This window comes from Psychrobacillus sp. L4 (assembly GCF_042944905.1).
Lineage (GTDB): Bacteria > Bacillota > Bacilli > Bacillales_A > Planococcaceae > Psychrobacillus.
In genome coordinates, this window is sequence record NZ_CP168496.1 from 357,203 (window position 1) to 377,225 (window position 20,023).

The following is a 20,023-nucleotide window of genomic DNA, read 5'->3' on the forward strand; positions in this document are numbered from 1 at the left end:
ATTATATGAACATAAGGGTAAGGAGGGAGTTGAAAAATAAATTGAGCAGCGAAAGGAAAAGCGAACATTGTTTATGTGAAGCACTCTACGAATTGAAATCATTTCAGGATTTACTAAAGGATTCCCAAACTAAATTTTATGGTCACCTGCTTGCTAAAATAATAGGCACTGATACGATTCCCTTCTTCTTAATAACAAAAACAGGAGACCCTTTAAGTTTAATCGATACAGATGAGAGCTTTGAAACAAACTATTTTCGAATTGAGTCCATTGATAGAGAGAAATGCTGTACTACAATTTCATTACTGCGTCCTCTAGATATTGAAGGCAATCTTTCTAATTCTCTTTGTGATGTAGTTAGATTAGAGAAAACGTCTACATGTAAAGTCGTTGATTTATCATGTGTCTGTGCAATCCAACCTCTAGATACTGAATTGTTAACTAGAAAAATTATTATTGAGCCAAAATGGTAATGACACATCTTCCCCTAAGAACTTCTTAGGGTATTTTTTATTTTTACTGAAAATTTTCTAAAACTGAACGTTTGTCCATATTCAAAGCGTAATGGATGAATTTAATAAATATATATTTGCACGAATAGAAAAGGAGATTATTATATGACAATAATAGGAATGTTACATCATCGTAGAGATCCCACGACTGTCCTCAAGTCGTATGCATATGCAGCAGTTGCCAGGGCAGAAGGAGTTAATTTTTTCTACTTTTCACCTGGAACTGTGAATTTTGTGAACCGCTCCATTAGAGGGCAAGTTTATGAAAATGGAAGTTGGAAAGAGAGAATTATGCCCTTTCCTGATGTTATCTATAACGCAGGAAGTCCTGAGAAATTAGCAAAATCAAAAGAAATAATAGATAAGTTGAAAAGTGAAATTCCCTTTACTACAAATTCTATAGGTAATAAATGGAATATAAGTGAAAGATTAATGGAGGCTAAAGAATTTTCAAACTACTTAATTCCTTCAGAAATCGTAAAAAACAATGATACTTTTCATAAATTTCTATCTTCATTTCAGAAAGTTGTGTTTAAACCAATTGACGGAAGAAAAGGAAAAGGGATCTACTTCATTTCTAAAATAGAGGGAGGTTATGAAGTAAGGAAGAACGCCGAAAGTAAATGCTATACAAAGCAACAGTTAAATGAGTTTCTAAAGGATAAGCTATCAACAGGTACTTTTATCATTCAGCCATATATACAATCCATCACTAAATCTGGTCAAGTATATGATTTTAGGCTTCATGTTCAAAAAAATGGGGAAGGGAAGTGGGTGATTACTACTATTTATCCACGAATTGCTCCAAGTGGATCTATCATTCCAAATATTAATAATGGTGGTTTCACAAATTATTTAGATCCATTTTTAGCACAGGAATTTAAAGAAGAAGCATTTAATATTAGACGGATGCTAGAGCACTTTTCTTTGTCATTAGCGAATCATTTAGATAATATACAAATGATAAAATATGGAGAAGTTATAGATGAAATTGGGATAGATGTTGGATTAGACGAGAATTTAAAAATTTGGGTTTATGAAGTAAACTGGCGTCCAGGTTGTCCTCCAGCTTTTTACTTGGAATTAGATGTAGTAATCCACTCTATTCAATATGCGAAATATGTAGCAGAAAATCAAACAAAAATAAAAAATGAAATTAGAGCACTAAAGAAGAAAAAGATTGAAGAAAAAGGGGAAATGCCAATTATTGCGATAACGGGTAGTGCAGGTAAAACAACATCGAAGGCTTTCCTTGCATCAATATTATCGAAAAAATGGAACATTTTTGAGTCCAAAGATTACTGGAATACAACAGAGCATACGAAAAAACATGCAGCAGAAATTAATGACGCTCATGAAGCGGTGGTATTAGAGTATGGGATGGCTTATCCTGGAGTCATAACAGAGCATTGTAGCATCATAAAGCCTAATATTAGCATTGTGACAAATATCGGACTTGCACATGTAGGAAACTTTAATAGTGATATTAAAGGAGTTGCACATGCAAAATCTGAATTAATACATGGTATGGATCAAAAAGGTATTCTCATTATAAACAAGGACGATGAAAACTCTAAGTATTTGGAGACTCAGGAATTCAAAGGAAAAATAATGACAGTCAGTACTAAATCATCAGCAAACTATAGAGCATATGACATCCAATATATGGAAAATGGAATGAGTTTCAAGATGAAGCTACAAAGACAAGAAATTAAGCTGTTTATTCCTATTTTAGGTGAGCATCATGTATATAATGCCTTAAATGCAATTGCTGTTGCTGATTACTTAGGGTTTACACCAATGGAAATAAAAGCCGGGTTGATTTTCAGAAAACCACCAAGAAGATTAACTATTTATAATTGTCGCGACAACATTACTGTAATCGATGACACTGTTCACTCCCACCCACAAGGAGTAAAGGCAGCGCTTGATGTCCTTTCCAATATAGGAAAGCATCGAAAAATAGCTATTATTGGACAAATGAGAGAGTTAGGAGATTTGAGGGAACAAGAATATCGTAAAGTAGGCGAATACGTGCATGAAAAAGGGATTGACCTATTAATCACTTACGGATTTCGAACGGACGAAATAGCCAATCAGGCAAGGGTGAAGGGTTTCTCCTCCAAAAATATTTATCATTTCACTAATAAGGAAAAGTTACATGAGTTGTTGAAGGAGATTGTGAAGAAAGACGATACCATTTTAATCAAAGGAGCAAGTAAAACAAATATGTTTGATACCGTCCAGTTTTTAGATCAAACATTTAAGGAATAATTCTATAAAATACCCGAATAATAAACTGTATCTTAGGGTTAATTTTCGGGTATTATTATTTGAAGAAAAAATATCCAAAAAAAAAGAGCACCAACAAGGTGTTCTTAGTTTTATTTCTCTTTTAAATGGAACGTAATCTCCTTTGCCGCATTATTTGCGAAGGTTTTGGCTTCTTCTAAACTACTTCCTACTGCAATTACATAAGCATATCTATGCCCCATAGATAAAGGTGGGGTTAATAGTGTTCCTTTTTTAGGCTTTACATAAACCTCAATTACCCCTGGAGACTTTTTAGCCCTCACTTTTCCAGTAACTTTTTCTAGAATTCCTTTTTTTGCGGAGATAACGTATTTGGTAAAGACATCCTTTTTATGTTTCGGTATGATTGAAGGACTCTCGCCTAAAAATAATTTAAGCGTTTGTTCCACTAAACTAAACCCAAATGCAGTCTGAATCATTTTATTCATTGCACCTCCTGAAATCCTTGGATTGATCTCTATGAGTTTCCAACCATTCTTAGTCAAACGAACTTCAAGATGTAATGCCCCATTGTTAATATTAAATGCTTGGGTAATTGAATGAAGAACTTCTTCAATTCCTGTTTTGATTGTTTCTGGAACATTTGCAAGAACTCCGTAGCCTGTAATAATAAACCTCTGACCTTTTGTAATTTCTTGTTCAATAGTTCCTACAATATGTGCTTTATGATTATAGACGAGTGCCTCAATTAAATACTGAGGACCGTCAATATATTCTTCCATCATAATTGTTTCATCTGGGTTCTTATACCGAAGACTTTCGAAATGTTTTTTTAGCTGTTCTTTCTCTATTGCTAAGAGTACGTCTTTCGAGCCAGTGGATTTTGGAGACTTAACGATAATTGGAAAATTCAACTGATCACATATTTTTTTGGAAGAAAATGATTCTTTAGGCCTAATCGATATAAACTTAGGAGTATAAGGTTTATCTTTAAGTAACAGTCTTGTTTCTTCTTTATCTTCCATTATTTCAATTGCTTTTGACGAAGTATAATTGTGACAGAATTCATCACAAAGAATGGATGCAATATGAACAAATGGATCAATAAAACTGACGATTATTTTAATATCGACACCTTTAGATTGTAAGTTGGAAATTTCTTCTCTCATATTATTCAGATTATTCGTATCCACGAAAATCATTTTATGGACATCTGTATACTCCTCCCGTTGTTGAATTTGTTTTTCTTTATTTGTGAAAAGAATAGTAAAGTACCCCAGATTCTCAGCAGCTTTGATAGCTTCTCTACTAGATCCCGATTTATTTGTACTAATAAAAATAATTGCTTTCAACAAGTTCACTCCCTACAATAAACATCAATTTATTAGACTCTATCTATATGTATGACAGACACTCGCTTTGGCATGGTTGTATATCACGTAATAAATTTTCATTTATCCAATCAACTTTTGTAAAAAAACATATTATGAGTGAGAGAGGAGTGAGAATCCAATGAAACCACATACTGTAGGAAGTATTAGAGCAATTGTTTTAGGCGAGTTAGTCCATGGATCAAATGAAGTGGAGATTCTACATGGAGCGTATCGTATAAAACAAATTAAGCACAAAAATACGATCCTTTTTACAAGTAAGAGAATTATAAATTGGAAAGGTCTAAAGGTGTATTTTCCTTTAGTGCTAGCAACAGATAGAAAGTATAGTTCAGAAGAAATACCAGAGGATTTAACTATTATTCAAGTGTCAAATTCAGAAGAAGCGTATTGGAAATTTGTAAAATACTACCGTAGCCTGTTTCAACTCCCTGTCGTTGCCATTACAGGGACATCCGGGAAAACTACAACAAAAGAAATAATCAAGCATATTCTTTCCCCTGATAAGAACATTACCTCAACAAATCTAACTAGCAATTCCCGAACTGCTTATTTGCAATATCTTCTGAGTATAGAAGAAGACACAGAAGCAGCTATATTCGAAACGGCGGTTGGTTCCCCTGGAGATGTATTAAAGGCGGGAGAATATTTTAAACCTACAATCGGAATTATTACAAACATCGGAGCACATCACCTCAACTATTGCAAAACTTTAGAAGGCTATATACAGGCAAAGGGTGAAATGGTAAAGATTATTGATCCGACAGGTGTACTAATTATTAATACAGAGGATATCAATACAAGAAAAATTGATTTGAAAAGTTTTCTCGGAAGGGTAATAAAAGTTGGCACTCATTGGTCTTGTCATTTTAAAGCGGAAGATATTCAATACGTTCAAGATGGCATGCAATTTAGCGTGAAGCATAAAGGGAAAAATTATCAACTATTTGTCCCGGGATACGGAGAGCATCAAGTCTATAATGCTCTTGCTGCTCTTGCTGCTGTGTATGAAATGGGAGTGACTATTCCTGAGGCTGCTATTCACTTGAAGACATTTCGAAAATTTAATAAGCAACTTCAAGTAATGGAAGGAATAAACGACTCTGTCATTCTTGATGATACATGGAGCATTACAACCACTTCATTGGAAGCGGCATTAAAGGTATTAAATGAAATTGGGAAAGAGAAAAAAAAGATAGCAATCATAGGTACAATTACAGATTTGGGTTCATGGGGATACATTATTCATGAACAAGCAGGAGAATTAATTCGACAGATTGGGGTGGATGTGCTTATTACGGTAGGTCAGCATGCAAGCATAATGGCTGAACACGCAGTAAAAATGGGGTTTAGTTCGCCGGTTTATACATTCAATAATACAATTCTAGTTTATGATTTATTAAATAAAATAGTAGACTCTAATACAATCATTTTGATAAAAGGGGATATGTACAGCAAGCCTATAAGCGAATTAGCTTCTAAATTGCGGAAGAAGAAATAATGCAAACTTTCCTTTCAAAGTACAGATACTGTGCCATAAATAGCAACGAAAATCTCTGAAATAATACCGAGAGTTTTTTTGTGAATTTCGTTAAACGACCAGAGATTAGTTGTTTTGTTGCATAGAATAAAGTAGGAACGATTAAGGGAGGAGGATAAATTGAAGACCAGCAGAGGGAGGCTTAGTCAATATAAAATATTACATGCAGAAGAAAGTTTGTCTAATCATCTTCTAGAAAGGGAGCAATTCTCGAAAGAGTCACTTTTCAAGCTATTAGAAAAGTATAATACGGTTGCTATTAAACCTTCATTTGGTCCTGGTGATCTCACTATCTTATTGGTAAATAGTCAATATAAAATCATCTCTCAAAATAAAGTAGTAACTTTTACTAATAAAGAAGATATGTATCAATATATAAAACAGAATGAAATGAAACAGAAATATTATGTAATTCAACCACGATTTCTTACCTCATTTCTTTTTCAAGGCCCTTCACAATACTTCGTTACTGTTCATCGCAAGTCGTCTTTAGATAAGTGGTACTTTGCATCCATAACGGACAATATTAGTTCAGTTGGAAATTTTTTTGATAAGTATTTTCTAAAAAAATACAAAAGCATATCTATTCTTGCGGCTCAAAAACTCGGAGAATATTTTCCAGAGTGTAATACGATTGTGATTGAAATCATTTCTGATTTTAAAAGGGGTATATGGATTTATGATACTATCCTACATTTACCAATTAGCAAGTGGGATCAATACCAAACACTAAGAGAGGAAAGAGAGATTGCGTCCTTTGTACCTCAGACAAATTTACTTACAAATGCAGTATTTATTAGCTATTTAAAGAAATTTAACGAAATTATTATTAAGCCTTGTACCGGCCAACATGGTATAGGTATCGTAAAAGTTAAACGTATTGATCACTCACATTATGAAATTCACTCTGGAATAAGGAAGGTGACGAAGCAGAACCTTAATGATACCTATAGATATATCCAAGACATCTGTCAAAATACGAAGGATTATATTATTCAACAAAGAGTAAAATTGGCGACAATAGATGGTTGTCCAATGGATGTAAGGGTCATTACTCAAAAGGTTTATTCCGCTTGGAATGTAACGGGAAAAATAATTAAAGTGGCGGGGAAGAATTTTTTCATTACGAATGCAACCCAAAAGTTGTTGTCATTTGATGAAGGAATACAGGATTCGACCATCTCCCATCTGACTAGAGATAGCCTGGAGGAAGAAATGGATAGAATTTGTACTTTGGCAGCAAGACATCTTTATGAAAAGAATATAAAACTAACAATTATCGGCTTTGACATAGGTATTACAGATCGAGGTGACATATGGATTATTGAAGGAAATTATACACCGGACCTGTCTATGTTTAAACTGATGGAGGATGAAAAGATGTATATGAATATAATGAATGCCAGAAAAGAGTTAAGGTGATTTAAATACCAGTTCCAATAGGTATACCCAATCATCAAGAAATTACTTTTCATACTATACAGGGGGAAGGGGGAGTACTATTGAAACCTTTACGTGTAAAAGACATTCGGAACTTGCTTCAAGGTGAATTAATATGTGGTTCCGAACTTTGGGATGTAAGAGAAGCTATTTATTATAATCGGCATGATCTTACAAAGCGAAATTCGCTAATGTTTGTTAGCAGAAGTGATGCTGTTAACTGGAATGAAATAAATAATAAGGGACCTTCTCTTGTGATTACTGATAAACCTTTCTCAGAATTGAAAAATGCTCTATCGAATACTTCGGTCATTAAAGTTAAGAGTCTTGTACAGGCTTACTGGAAATTCATGGATTATTATCGAAATCTATTTCAAATACCTGTCGTTGCAATAACAGGAACATGCGGAAAAACAACTACAAAAGAGATGATTAAACATATTTTAAGTAAAGACTGGAATGTCCAGGCATCTATTAGTAGTAAGAATGAGCCACGCCAATCGTTACCATATTTGACGGGTATCGATGAAAATACAAAAGCTGCTATATTTGAACTTGGATTGGGGAATTCAGGTAATATTAAACACCAATGTATGATTTATCAGCCTACAATCGGAATCATTACAAATATTGGTGTTCATCATTTAGATGGTTGTGGAAATCTAGAAGGATATATAAAGGCAAAGTCAGAAATAGTCGATGGGATAAAAAAAGACGGTACATTAATTTTGAATGCGGATGATACGAATACTAAAAAGGTTCCTTTGCATTCGTTTAAAGGGAAGATTATCTATTTTGGGGAAAGTTTAAAGTCTGATTTTAGAGCTTCTAATATTAGATTCATTAAAAATGGAATGGATTTTCAGATACACTTTTCCAATAAAAAGTATAAAGCTTTTATTCCAGGGTATGGTGAACATCAAGTATATAACGCACTTGCTGCACTCGCTGCTGTAAACGAAATGGGAATGGATATTCGTGAAGCTATCTCACGGTTAGCGACGTTTAAAAATATGTCGAGACATTTAGAATTTTCGAACGGGATTGGCGGAAGTACAATCATCGACGATACGTGGACAAATAATCCTACTTCAGTCGAGGCTGCATTAAAGGTACTAGATTCAATAGGACCAGGTAAAAATGTCATTCTAGTACTGGGGGATATTAAGAGATTAGGAAACTTTGAAAAAAAATATCACGCTGAAATCGGTAGTCTTGTTGCAAAAAGAAATATTCACACGTTGATTACAATCGGAAGTAAGGCAGAAGAAATAGCTAGAAAGGCGATAGAAGAAGGATCGAAAGCAGATGTTCATATGTTTAAGGACGTCCAAGGAGTGATGGAAGTTCTTAAACCAAAGTTAGATACTCAAGCAATTTTGCTCATTAAGGGACCCATGTCAAGTCGATCCATGATTGATTTTGCAAATAAATTAAAAAAAAATAGTTAAATCATGAAAAAGAAGCATTCCCGCAATATGCGGTGAATGCTTCTTTTTCAAATCACTAACTTACAAAACACGTTTTGCAGTAATGTAATGCTGATTATAATAATCAACAAATAGTACTCTTGATAGGATTCCACTTGAATTTGGAAGGATGATTCGATAATCACCTGCATAGATCGCCATCATAGATGGTGTTTTTGATCCTATGACACTATTAAAAAAGATTAGATCACCTTTCTTTAAGTTTGCACGCGAAACAGTGGTACCTTTATTCATTAGGTCTTTCAAATTAGTCGTTCCTAAGTTTACACCATTTGCTTTATATACATAGTCGACAAAACCAGTGGGAGTAAAACTTAATGATGATGCATTATTCACGCTACCCATCTTTGCTTTCCCAATTAGACTATATGCTTTTGTGACAACGTTTTCCCCTTTAGTTGCTGGATTTGCGGGAAGTAGAGTTGGTAACACTCTACGTGCTGTTACATAATTGTCAGTATAGTATGGTTTACTATTTAAATCTGAAATGACAATATTTTGTTTCGAGTCAGCCATATGAATTACTTTATTGTCCCCAATATACATAGCAACATGATCCGGATCAGTACCTGTAGTCTTACTTCTAAAGAATAATAAATCCCCTTTTTGTAATTGATTTCTGGCAACATAAGACCCTTGTTGCATCATATAATCTTCGTTATATGTCCCAAGATCTACTCCATTTTTCTCGAAAATGTACATTAGAAAACTTGCACATGAAAATTTGTAAGGATAAGTTGGCTTGTACACAGTATTACTGTAAGTAGCCTTCCCTATTAAACTCTTCCCAGTTTGAATTAATTGATCTGCTTTAGCTTCTACTGCTTGTTGGTTATTCTGCACATTAATTGTTGCAGCCGAGGCTTTGATTGGATGAATAGTCGTAGGAGTAACCCCTAGCGTCCCAAAACCGATAATGACTGATAGTGTAGTTGCAACGAAACGTTTTTTCATCGTATACCTCCTGAATTTTTTTATTTTGTTACTTGCACCGATTTTAGCATGTAAAAGTAGAAGAACTGGAAGGGAAGTTATTCCAAGTAATGTTGCAAGATGCTCTAATCCTTGTCACTATTACGTTCACCAAGGTAATTTACAGTTTGATTACAAATATTACAGAGGACCGGTGAATAAATATGACAAAATAGGTCATGCTAACCTCATGGAGTTAAATAAAGGAGGATTTTCATTGAGTAAAATACTACAAATATCTATAACATTGCTTCTTATTAGTTCGCTAGTGGGATGTGGAACAAACAAGAATGCTGATAAAACCAAAACAGATGTAAATAAAACTACAACTGAAACACCTGCTGAAACTAACACAACTACCACTACGAACGAAACGGTTAATACCGATGTAAATGGAAATAATGATCATAAGTTGGAACTAGCGGATGATGTAGCAGATGAAATTACAAAAATGAAGGAAGTAGAGAGTGCAAATGTTATCGTCACGGATAAAAATGCCTATATAGCTGTTATGCTTAAAAAAGGTGTTAGTGATAGTGAGGCACTTGAGACTAAGATTGCAGATCAAGCAAGAGCTACACATGCTGATTTTAAAAATGTATACGTATCAACTAATCCTGATTTTGTAAAACAATTTACTGAATACGGAGAAAAGATTAGAGCAAACCAGCCGGTAGAAGGGTTTTTTAAAGAATTTTCCGATACAATAAAAAGAGTTTTTCCTGATGCACATTAACCTATACTAAGTGGAAGCAATTTCCGTTGATAAAAAATTGAAAAGGGTTTATTATATTCACATAGGCTGCATTGTACGTATGGATATTAAGTTTTAACCTTTATGCTGTAACAGGGAGTTTTATATAGAAGTTGGAATGACATGCCTCATTCTCTTTGGACAATGAGGACAGGCAGGATAACTTTTGCGAACACCCACTTTGAGGAGTGGTGGTTTAAAACTTTCTTATTAGAGTACGGCAAAAGCGGCTTACTAAATATAAATATTAAATGACCGGTTTCCATTGGGAGCCGGTCTTTTTGTGTGAAAATAAGAGTGTATATAAAATTAAACTGTAGTAAATCGAATGTTTATGGTGTGTTTTTGTATTAGCCATGAGTAATGCTATTAGTGTAGTTGAAGTGCAGTCCAAAGCACTCGAGAAAAGTTGGTTAAAAAGTGCACATGCGCTTTTCATATGTATTAATTAAAAAATGCATTCGTTTTATTAATAAAAGCATGGATTGCTGGGGATACATAACGATTTTTTAAAAAAGTTAAATATACAATTCGATTTACTCCAGCGGAATCAACAGGACGTTTAACAATGGATAGATCCTGAGGTCCTTGTAGATAATTTTCGGGTATTAAGGTAACGCCAATATTTTCACGCACCAAACTTAAAGCCGTTTCAAATCGTTCAATCTCATATTTTATTATTGGTTTTATACCTTCCATATCAAATGCATTTAGCACATCTTGCCTTGTTTGGAACCCTTCACTACTAATAATGAACGCTTCTTCAGTCAAATCCTTCAATGTAATTGATTCGTGTTTCACGAGTGGGTGGTTAACATGAAGTAATAATACGAGCTTCTCGTGGTACAAAGGAATCGTTGTAATATCATCTTCTTGGATATACTGATTTGTAATAATTAAGTGTGTTTCATAGTTTCTTAATGAATTTTTAACGTCGGCACCGCTTAAAACCTCCGTTAATTTTATCCGAACATCGGGAAATTCCTGAATGTATTGAAGAATTACTTTGGGAATCCAGTGTTTTACCGACTCGATCATTCCAATCTGTAACTCTCCCTTCCCAATGTGCTTTACCTCAATCATCTCTTTTTTTACAATATCCATTTCCAATAATAGATGTACTGCTCTTGTATATAATATCTGACCCGCTTCTGTTATTCCTATATTCCTTGTATTACGTTCGAGAAGTTGAAATCCTAATTCACTTTCCAAATTTTTTATTGCATTACTTAGTGATGGTTGAGAAATATGAAGGATTTGTGCTGCTTTGGAAAAACTCATTTGATCGACAATCGTCACAAAATATGAAAGTTGCTTTAAGTCCACCAATATCACCTCTTATTATTTATAGTGTAAAGCTATGATTTTATATCAATTATATATTAGAAATTATAAATATGTTCCTATATAATATAGAAAATATAAATTCTAATAGTTCAGAAGGGATGAGTAGCTTGATTAACGAAGTTAAAGAAGGCATTTGGTCGGGGCGTACCGATCATCTTGAAAATAGATCGAGTTTTCGATATCACCAAATAATACAGTTACCTGAAGTAGAAGATTACAAGTCTAATGGGGAAACATGTGTCATTTTAGGTTTTGAAAGTGAAGAAGGAGTCCGACGAAACAAAGGAAATATAGGTGCAGCGAAAGCTCCAAATGCACTACGTTCAGAATTAGCTAAATTACCATGGAAATTGCCTCTAGAAAAGCATCTTGCGGATATTGGAACGATTGCATGTAGAGATGAAAATTTAGAAACAGCACAGGAACAACTTGGTGAAGTTGTTACTAAAATTTTGAGTAAAAAAATGACACCGATCATTCTTGGTGGAGGACATGAAACCGCTTACGGACATTATCTTGGTGTTCGAAACTATATTGGCAAGCAAGCGAAACTAGGGATTATTAATATAGATGCCCACTTTGACTTACGTTCATACGATGAACAAACTTCTTCTGGCACAATGTTTAAACAAATACTCGACCAGGATGAAAATTGTAGCTATTTTGTAGCAGGTATTCAACGTTATGGAAATACACAAGAATTATTTGATCGAGCAGATGAATTGGGAGCAACTTATATTCTGGAAGAAAGTATGAAAATAAGTGAAATGGATCATGTGAACGCAAGAAGTAATGATTTTATTAGCCAACACGATTATATAATGATTACTTTATGCACAGATGTACTTAATGCTGCTTTTGCGCCAGGTGTAAGCGCTTCATCGCCATTTGGGTTGGATCCAAGCATTGTACGGTCTATTATCCGCAATGTTACTGCCAATGAAAAAACGCTATCATTTGATATTTCAGAAGTAAATCCTCTATTGGATGAAAATAACCGCACTGTAAAGCTTGGTGCATATTTAATAAACGAAGCAATTACATCATTTTTAGGGAGGAATATTAAATGACACTAGCTCTTGATCAAGTAACTACAATTTTTCTGTCTATCGCATTATTAGTGCTAGGGACATACCTAGTGAAAAAAATTGGTTTTTTAAATAAATTTTGTATTCCTGCTCCAGTTGTAGGTGGATTATTATTTGCCGTGTTCGCTACAATCGCAAAATCGCTTGGGTGGTTACAAATAACACTGGATACATCTTTGCAAGGAATATTTATGCTTACGTTTTTCACGACAATTGGTTTAGGTGCTAGTTTTAAACTAGTTAAATTAGGTGGGAAACTACTCGTAATTTATTGGTTAGCTTGTGGCTTTTTAGCTCTAGCTCAAAATACAATTGGCGTATCGATGGCTTATTTATTCGATTTGCATCCACTAATCGGAATGATGGCTGGAGCCGTTTCAATGGAAGGTGGACATGGAGCAGCAACTGCATTTGGTCAAACTGTTGAAGACCTTGGAATAAATTCAGCTCTTTCCATCGGGGTAGCGGCTGCAACGTTCGGTCTAGTTGCAGGAGGACTTATAGGTGGACCTGTTGTGAAGTTTCTCATTTCCAAATATGATTTGAAACCGACAGAAGTAGAAGAAGATGTTAATATTCATCCATTAGAAAATGAAAAACCAATTCAAACAAATACATTCTTTTCACAATTATTACTAATAACTTTCTGTATGGCACTTGGAACCTATTTGGGTAGTCTGTTTTCTTCGGCAACAGGATTTGTTCTCCCAGGGTATGTTGGAGCTATGTTTGTAGCGGTCATTGTTCGTAATATTGCAGATAAAATAAATCCTAAAATAGTAGATATGCAAAGTATTGGCTTAGTTGGGGATATTACGTTAGGTATTTTTCTATCAATGGCTTTAATGAGCATTAAACTTTGGGAAGTTGCGGATTTAGCATTACCACTACTTGCAATTGTCTTCGTACAAGTAGTGTTCATTATACTTTTTGGCATCTTCGTGTTATTCCGCCTATTAGGTAAAGATTACGATGCGGCCGTAATGGTTGCTGGATTTACAGGACATGGTCTAGGAGCAACGCCGAATGCAATGGCAAACATGGCTGCTGTTACCGATCGATTTGGTCCATCTAAAAAAGCATACCTAGTAGTTCCGATTGTAGGTGCATTCCTTATTGATGTGTTTGCAATGCCGATCATTATCACTACGATTAATTTGTTTCAATAAATAACAAAAGCGAAGAGTTTTTAACTCTTCGCTTTTTATTTATTTTATACCAACATTTACTTTTATTATTTGCAACTTTCCGTTCCTCCAGTAAAAATGGAATTAGGTTTTTGGGATATTCTGTTCTAACCTGTATGTTAACCATATTAAACGTTAGGTGGAAAACTTCAACATTCAAGATTTGCATGAAAAGTGCTAACATAGATAAGTTGAACAATATATAAATGAAAGGGAGGCATGTCTATGAGAAAAGAATTATCCAGTATAGAATCGATGCGTTGCAATCTTATCATTACGAATAAGGCTCGCAAAGGTATTCTAGAATGGTCCAATGATGAGCATGCCTTTTTTAAAATACAAGATTGTTTTCAAATACATATTGAAAAGCGTCCAGTTAATTCTCTTGGGAATATATCCCTTTCGCTTTATTTTGATAATGAAACGAATGAGATACTAGCAGAAAAATTAAATGGTAAAGTTGCGGTGATGGAATGCGTTTTACAAAACGATGGTTTGCTTGCAACGGGCTTTTATACAAGAGGATCCAAAGTTCGAGTTCGGACAAATAGACGTCTACCCGTAAATTTGACATTCATAACTGCTCGGAATAATGGTGCAGGTTTCCCTATCCAATTACATGCAAAAATTCGTGAATTACCTATTGCGGAGGAACGATCCGAGTACGTGAAGAAACGGATTTCAAGTTGGGAAGGGTATTTAAAAATTCAAGAGCGAAATGCAGATATTGCAGATATTACAACTGCTTACTCAAGAATAATTTTAAATGAAGACTTTAATAGAATGACACTCGTGGGATGTAACTTAAACGGAAACGAGTGGAATAAAATAAAGAACCTCAGTGTAACTTTGAAGGGGTTTCAAAATGACATTGGTGACGTTTTAAAGGTTGATCGTAATAAAAAAACGGTAGAAATCGAGCTTAAACCAAAGCTCAGAGATATGGCAAGAAGAAACCAGTTAAACCCCAAAACGAGGGAAGCTGTGTTCAGCAACTTTGCGACGCTTAGCCAAATTAGAAGACTTCGAAAAGGATTTGAAGACCTTCAAAATGGCCTCGCAGCAAATGCTAATCTTGAAAAAATATTATTTGAAAATCGACCAACTATACGTATAACAAATACGCGTGAGGAATTGGTATTCCATAATCAGTTAAATGAGTTCCAACAAGAAGCGGTTATAGGGGCTATGTCTGCCAAAGATTTATATGTTATTCAAGGCCCTCCCGGAACAGGGAAAACTACCGTGATATCTGAAATTTGTCAACAAAATGCAAAAGCCGGGCTACGTACTTTAGTTGCTTCCCAGTCTAACTTGGCTGTAGATAATGCACTTAGTAGATTACTTTCGAATAAAGACATACGTATATTACGGTTTGGTCGAACAGAGAGTATCGAAGAAGAGGGAAAGAAATTTATAGAAGAAAACGTAGGACAATATTGGAAAGAACAAACGTTAAGCGTATTACAACATGAAATAGAATCTCATTCCATAAAAGAAGGACAGCTAGAAGACGCAATCTCTAATAGTAAAGAACAAATAGAAACTCTACAAAATCAATTAATTTCCTTACAAGAAGAAATAAAACGGAAAGATGCAGCCAAGCTTGAACATGCTTCTAGAATGGAAGAGATAAAGAAGCTGAAAAAAAGTTTAGTTCTTTTAAAAAAAGAACGAGAAGAGATTGAAAATACAACAATGACTTTAGAAAAATCTTTCGCAGAACTATCGAAGGAAATGACTACGATGGAAAATTTCATCCAGTCTAATCTGACGAGCCTAGAACTAATTGAAAAAATGAGTCAATTAGCTTTAGAAATCGAAATGACTAAAGTTCAGCTATCTTATCAGCAAACGATAGAAGAGATTAGAATTGCAGAAGAGATATTAAATGCAACAAGACAAGAATATCAAGCTGTGCAATTAAAAATGGAAGCCTTAGAACAGTTTTTAATTAAAATTCCTTCCGTTCGCAAATTAGATTCCTTGAAAACCTATATGATTCAACATGAAATAGTGCCGTTTTCCATGTTGGAGCAACAAATAGCAGAGTTGGACCGTTTAATACAAACGATTCAGTCTTTTGAGGATTGGGAAGAACTAAATAAACGACTTTTATCCGCTATTGGGTATATAGAAGGTTTGTTGAAAAAGAATCATATACCTTTAGAAAATGTGAAAAATAATGTGACTAGCCAAGGGGTTATTTTTGATTCGTCTTATTCTGTGAAAGAAATTCATCAGTTCATCGACAGTATGAAACGATTATTAACTTCGGGAGAAATAACGATAGAAAAATTAGAAGTATATTTGGAAGGGTTAAATGTAAGGAAGAAATTTGTTTGGAAGCAAGGAGCAATTTTAGCAAAAGCAAAGTCGGATTCTACGGAGAAATTTCAAACGATAAAAGTTGAAGTGACGGAGCAAATAAAGAAAACAATTTATCAAATGGAACAAAACAAAAACGAACTGAAAAACACTGGATTTACCCAAAAAGAACAGTTGGATTTGTTAATAGAAAGAAGCGTTGATATTCGGAGACAATTAGGAAATGTAGAGAATATTCCACAACTACATCACTTACAATTGGAATTACAGCAAAAAGAACATGCATTTAACGACTTGAAAAAAACGGAAGTGACAATTAGCCAATATGTAAGCCGTCTAGAAAGTAATAAAAATGATGCGGAAATCACTGCAAAAAAATTGGAAATGTGTATAGAAGAACTTCAAGAAAAAGAGCAGGAAAGTAAAAAAGTGAATTCAGAAGGTCTAGAGCAAGAAAGACAACTTAAAGCTTTAGAAGAAATAATGAAGGAGAATCCTGAAGAAGAGCATGACAAAACATTAACTGAATTAACGCTTATGTCAGGAAAGATAGTGTCCTTTACACGGGAACTAGAGCAGCTACCAATTACACATTCTATCCAAAACGAATGGTTCTCCTTACTAAAAGAGGCAAATGACCATGATTTAGACGAAATTCGAAAACTTTATGTTAGACACGCAAATGTAATTGGGACAACTTGTGTAGCATCCGCTAGAAAAGAGTTTATGGACAATTACCCTACTTTCGATGTCGTCATAATCGATGAGGTATCGAAAGCCACTCCACCTGAATTACTCTTGCCAATGTTAAAAGGGAAGAAGATTATTTTAGTAGGGGATCATCACCAACTTCCTCCTTTAGTTGGAGAAGATACGCTCGAGGAATCACTTAAAGCAATTTTAGAAGAGAGCGATAGTTTCGAGGAAAAGGATGAATTGAAGAAACTACTAAAAGAGTCTTTATTTGAACGACTATTTAAAAACTTACCGAAAAGCAATAAAACGATGCTCGCCATCCAATATCGAATGCATGAGAGTATTATGGAGACGATTACGCCATTTTACGAGGAAGAAAACTATCGCCTGCAATGTGGTTTAGTGGATTCCGATTCTGTTCGTGACCATTTACTTGAATCCAAATATGTAAAAAGAAACGATCATCTTCTATGGATCAATATGCCGAACGAACCTTCTTATTTTGAAGAGAAAGTGAAAGACGGAAAAAGTCGTTTTAACCAAGCGGAATTAAATACGATTCGAGAAGTATTAATTGATTTAGATAAAGCGACTGAAATTGCTAAAAATGAAGGACGAATGAAGCAAGATGAAAGAAAAAGCATAGGAGTAATTAGTTTTTACGGTGAACAAGTGAAAAGAATTGATCGATTGATTCAACAAGAACTGAACTTGCAACATCTAACTTTCCGAACTGGAACGGTTGATAAGTTCCAAGGGATGGAAATGGATGTCATTCTGTTAAGTATGGTTCGGAATAATAAGGATAAAAATGGAGATATTGGGTTTGCTAATGACTACCGACGTTTAAATGTAGCGTTATCCCGAGCAAGGGAATTGCTCGTTCTTTTAGGAAGTGCGGACATGTTTACGGAGCGGACGAAACAAAAAGATTCAAGAAAGATGTATGCTCGATTGCTCAATATTGTAAAAAATAAAGACGGTTTCCGAGATCTAAAATTTATGAAGTCGACTTAGGAGTATAAGAATATGCATGATTTAGAGAAGCGATTAAAAAAAGAATTGCAACAGAATATAAAGGCGAAAATTATGCATTCCGCTAGGTGGAGTATACCTATCCATTCGGTCGAGGTTGAATTCATTGCAGTGAAGCGTACAAAAATGGATGTCCTTATGAAAATGATGCTTATTACTTTTCAAAAAGCTAAAATTGCAAATGCGGAGCAAATAAGTGAGCTGCTACTTGTGGAGCAGCTCTTTATTCAAGATTTAATAGAAATTATGTTGAAAACTCGCCTAATTGAGAAAAGTGAGAGTATATATAAATTAACCGATAGAGGATTTCAACAACTAGAAAACGGTGTATTTGAAGAAGAGCAAGAAGCAGAGTCTCAGAATGTGCTCTACAGTCCTATCCATGAGGCATTTTTAAAAGGCGAGTTAAAGGAGGCACTTGAGGAACCGCTAGACATTTATCGCTACGTAAAAGAAGACTATTTGGATGAAGAACTATCATTAGAAAACGAACCAATCATTCATGCTCTTCAAGCGAACGGTTTGGAAAAGGACCAAGGAGACGTTCTAACTGTTATATCAGAAGTTATCTCCACAACCGATTTGTTTATAGAAGATGTCCCTTGCTTAGAGTTTATCATTTATAACAAAGAAGAAGACATCATCTACGCTCGTGTTTGGAATACTTTACTAGGTCGTTGGGACGAAAAGTTAGAAAACCAATTAAATGAAAAAGAACGTCTAGAATGGCGGGAAAATTATTTAGGTAGGCAGTAATTAACTTACACTAATTGGCAGAGTGAGACCAATTTACAGATAACCGAGACCAAATCATGCCGAAACAAGACCAAATTCCATCTCGCCGAGACCAATTTAGCCAAATCCGAGACCAATTCCTATAAAGAAGGAAAAAATGTTGTGCGTACAGAATATATAAACTAATAATACTTATTAACTTTTGGTTCCAATAAAGGGGATGAATTAATGACGACTAGATTTAGTGGAGTTCAAGAGGTTTTGGAAAATTATAAATCAGCCATTTACGAGAAAGATGTGGAAAGATTTTTATCTTCATACGCTTCTGATATACATATTTATGATTGCTGGGAAAATTGGGAAAGCATCGGTATTTCCAAATGGCGAGAAATGGTGAAAGAATGGTTTAATGGATTAAGTGAGGAAGGCGTTTTACTTAAAATAGATTTTAATGATTTAGTAGTAGAGGAAAGTGCGAACATGGCTTTTGTTCGCTGTGCTATTAAGTTTGCTGCTCAAAATGAATCAGGAGAAATACTTCGTCAGACGACAAATAGATTCACATTCTGTTTAAGAAGAGTAAATGAATCTTGGTCCATTATACACGAACATTCATCATTACCAATAAATATAGCGACTGGGAAGGGGATTTTTAACTTAAAGTAAGAACGATCTCAACTTGTTCAACAAATAAGAGCGTTGATCCAAGAAGAAGTGAACCCCAAATCTTATAGTAATAAATAACTGTAATAAAAATCCTAATCGAAAATATTTGAAAAGGCCTTACAAAAATCAACTAAAAGAGGAGAAATAACGATGCTAAAACAATTTTGGATTAACTTGCCGGTAAAAGACATTAATAAAACAAAAGATTTTTTTAGAAAAGTTGGATTTGCGGTTAATGAGCAGCATGGCAATAGCGAACAAGCGCAATTAATGGTTGGGGATAATAATGTAGCTGTCATGCTTTTTTCAGAATCTACTTTCAAAAGCTTTACCAGACAGGAAATTGTTGATACAAATCAAGCTACGGAAGTATTGTTATCCCTTGATGCCGATAGTAGAGAAGAAGTAGATATGATGGCAAAGAATGCAGTAGAGGCTGGTGGTACATTATTTGGAAAGCCATCAGAGACACAAGGATGGATGTACGGCTGCGGTTTTACTGATTTGGATGGTCATCGTTGGAATGTGTTGTATATGGATATGAGCAAAATGCCGAAGTAATGAGATAGGATTATTAAGTTGACGGGTG

At 34.6% G+C, this 20,023-nt stretch carries 15 protein-coding genes and 1 other RNA gene; 13 read left to right on the plus strand and 3 right to left on the minus strand.

Annotation, left to right across the window (positions count from 1 at the left end; genetic code table 11):
- Positions 1-29: 29 nt before the first annotated feature.
- A complete protein-coding gene (locus tag ACEPXG_RS01800) occupies positions 30-473 on the plus strand; it encodes a CotY/CotZ family spore coat protein (protein ID WP_391206836.1) in 444 nt (147 codons plus the stop codon).
- Between the two features lie 144 nt (positions 474-617).
- Positions 618-2,786: a YheC/YheD family protein gene (locus ACEPXG_RS01805; RefSeq protein WP_391206839.1), complete on the plus strand. Its 2,169-nt coding sequence runs from the start codon at positions 618-620 to the stop codon at positions 2,784-2,786.
- 110 nt (positions 2,787-2,896) lie between these two features.
- On the opposite strand, the gene ACEPXG_RS01810 is transcribed toward ACEPXG_RS01805, so the two are convergent.
- Entirely contained in the window at positions 2,897-4,117 is a 1,221-nt protein-coding gene (locus ACEPXG_RS01810; RefSeq protein ID WP_391206842.1) for an ATP-grasp domain-containing protein, read from the minus strand.
- Between the two features lie 160 nt (positions 4,118-4,277).
- On the opposite strand from ACEPXG_RS01810, the gene ACEPXG_RS01815 reads away from it, so the two are divergent.
- The 3 genes from ACEPXG_RS01815 (at position 4,278) to ACEPXG_RS01825 (ending at position 8,587) form a co-directional block, all read left to right on the plus strand.
- Positions 4,278-5,657 (plus strand): Mur ligase family protein, encoded by a 1,380-nt coding sequence (locus ACEPXG_RS01815; RefSeq protein ID WP_391206845.1) that lies wholly within the window; start codon positions 4,278-4,280, stop codon positions 5,655-5,657.
- A gap of 159 nt (positions 5,658-5,816) precedes the next feature.
- A complete protein-coding gene (locus ACEPXG_RS01820; protein ID WP_391206848.1) occupies positions 5,817-7,118 on the plus strand; it encodes a YheC/YheD family protein in 1,302 nt (433 codons plus the stop codon).
- 80 nt (positions 7,119-7,198) lie between these two features.
- Positions 7,199-8,587, plus strand: a complete 1,389-nt coding sequence (locus ACEPXG_RS01825; RefSeq protein ID WP_391206851.1) for a UDP-N-acetylmuramoyl-tripeptide--D-alanyl-D-alanine ligase — start codon at positions 7,199-7,201, stop codon at positions 8,585-8,587.
- Between the two features lie 60 nt (positions 8,588-8,647).
- Here ACEPXG_RS01825 and ACEPXG_RS01830 read toward each other — a convergent pair whose 3' ends face one another.
- The gene (locus tag ACEPXG_RS01830; RefSeq protein WP_391206853.1) at positions 8,648-9,580 is read right to left on the minus strand and encodes a C40 family peptidase; all 933 of its coding nucleotides are present in this window, start codon (positions 9,578-9,580) and stop codon (positions 8,648-8,650) included.
- Positions 9,581-9,815: 235 nt separating this feature from the next.
- On the opposite strand from ACEPXG_RS01830, the gene ACEPXG_RS01835 reads away from it, so the two are divergent.
- Entirely contained in the window at positions 9,816-10,334 is a 519-nt protein-coding gene (locus ACEPXG_RS01835) for a YhcN/YlaJ family sporulation lipoprotein (protein WP_391206854.1), read from the plus strand.
- 60 nt (positions 10,335-10,394) lie between these two features.
- Positions 10,395-10,589: non-coding RNA, 6S RNA (gene ssrS / locus ACEPXG_RS01840), on the plus strand.
- 207 nt (positions 10,590-10,796) lie between these two features.
- Here ssrS and ACEPXG_RS01845 read toward each other — a convergent pair.
- Positions 10,797-11,678, minus strand: coding sequence for a LysR family transcriptional regulator (locus ACEPXG_RS01845; RefSeq protein WP_391206856.1), 882 nt, complete (start codon positions 11,676-11,678; stop codon positions 10,797-10,799).
- Between the two features lie 119 nt (positions 11,679-11,797).
- Here ACEPXG_RS01845 and hutG point away from each other — a divergent pair, with 119 nt between their 5' ends.
- The 6 genes from hutG (at position 11,798) to ACEPXG_RS01875 (ending at position 19,995) form a co-directional block, all read left to right on the plus strand.
- Positions 11,798-12,769 (plus strand): formimidoylglutamase, encoded by a 972-nt coding sequence (hutG, locus tag ACEPXG_RS01850; RefSeq protein WP_391206859.1) that lies wholly within the window; start codon positions 11,798-11,800, stop codon positions 12,767-12,769.
- A complete protein-coding gene (gltS, locus tag ACEPXG_RS01855) occupies positions 12,766-13,956 on the plus strand; it encodes a sodium/glutamate symporter (RefSeq protein ID WP_391206861.1) in 1,191 nt (396 codons plus the stop codon). Before hutG ends, gltS begins: the two co-directional genes overlap by 4 nt.
- A gap of 243 nt (positions 13,957-14,199) precedes the next feature.
- Complete coding sequence (locus ACEPXG_RS01860; RefSeq protein WP_391206863.1) at positions 14,200-18,015, plus strand: AAA domain-containing protein; 3,816 nt, start codon at positions 14,200-14,202, stop codon at positions 18,013-18,015.
- A 12-nt stretch (positions 18,016-18,027) separates the two neighbouring features.
- The gene (locus ACEPXG_RS01865; RefSeq protein WP_391206865.1) at positions 18,028-18,789 is read left to right on the plus strand and encodes a hypothetical protein; all 762 of its coding nucleotides are present in this window, start codon (positions 18,028-18,030) and stop codon (positions 18,787-18,789) included.
- Between the two features lie 207 nt (positions 18,790-18,996).
- Positions 18,997-19,434: a YybH family protein gene (locus tag ACEPXG_RS01870; RefSeq protein WP_391206867.1), complete on the plus strand. Its 438-nt coding sequence runs from the start codon at positions 18,997-18,999 to the stop codon at positions 19,432-19,434.
- Between the two features lie 150 nt (positions 19,435-19,584).
- The gene (locus ACEPXG_RS01875) at positions 19,585-19,995 is read left to right on the plus strand and encodes a VOC family protein (RefSeq protein WP_391206869.1); all 411 of its coding nucleotides are present in this window, start codon (positions 19,585-19,587) and stop codon (positions 19,993-19,995) included.
- The last annotated feature ends 28 nt before the right edge of the window (positions 19,996-20,023 follow it).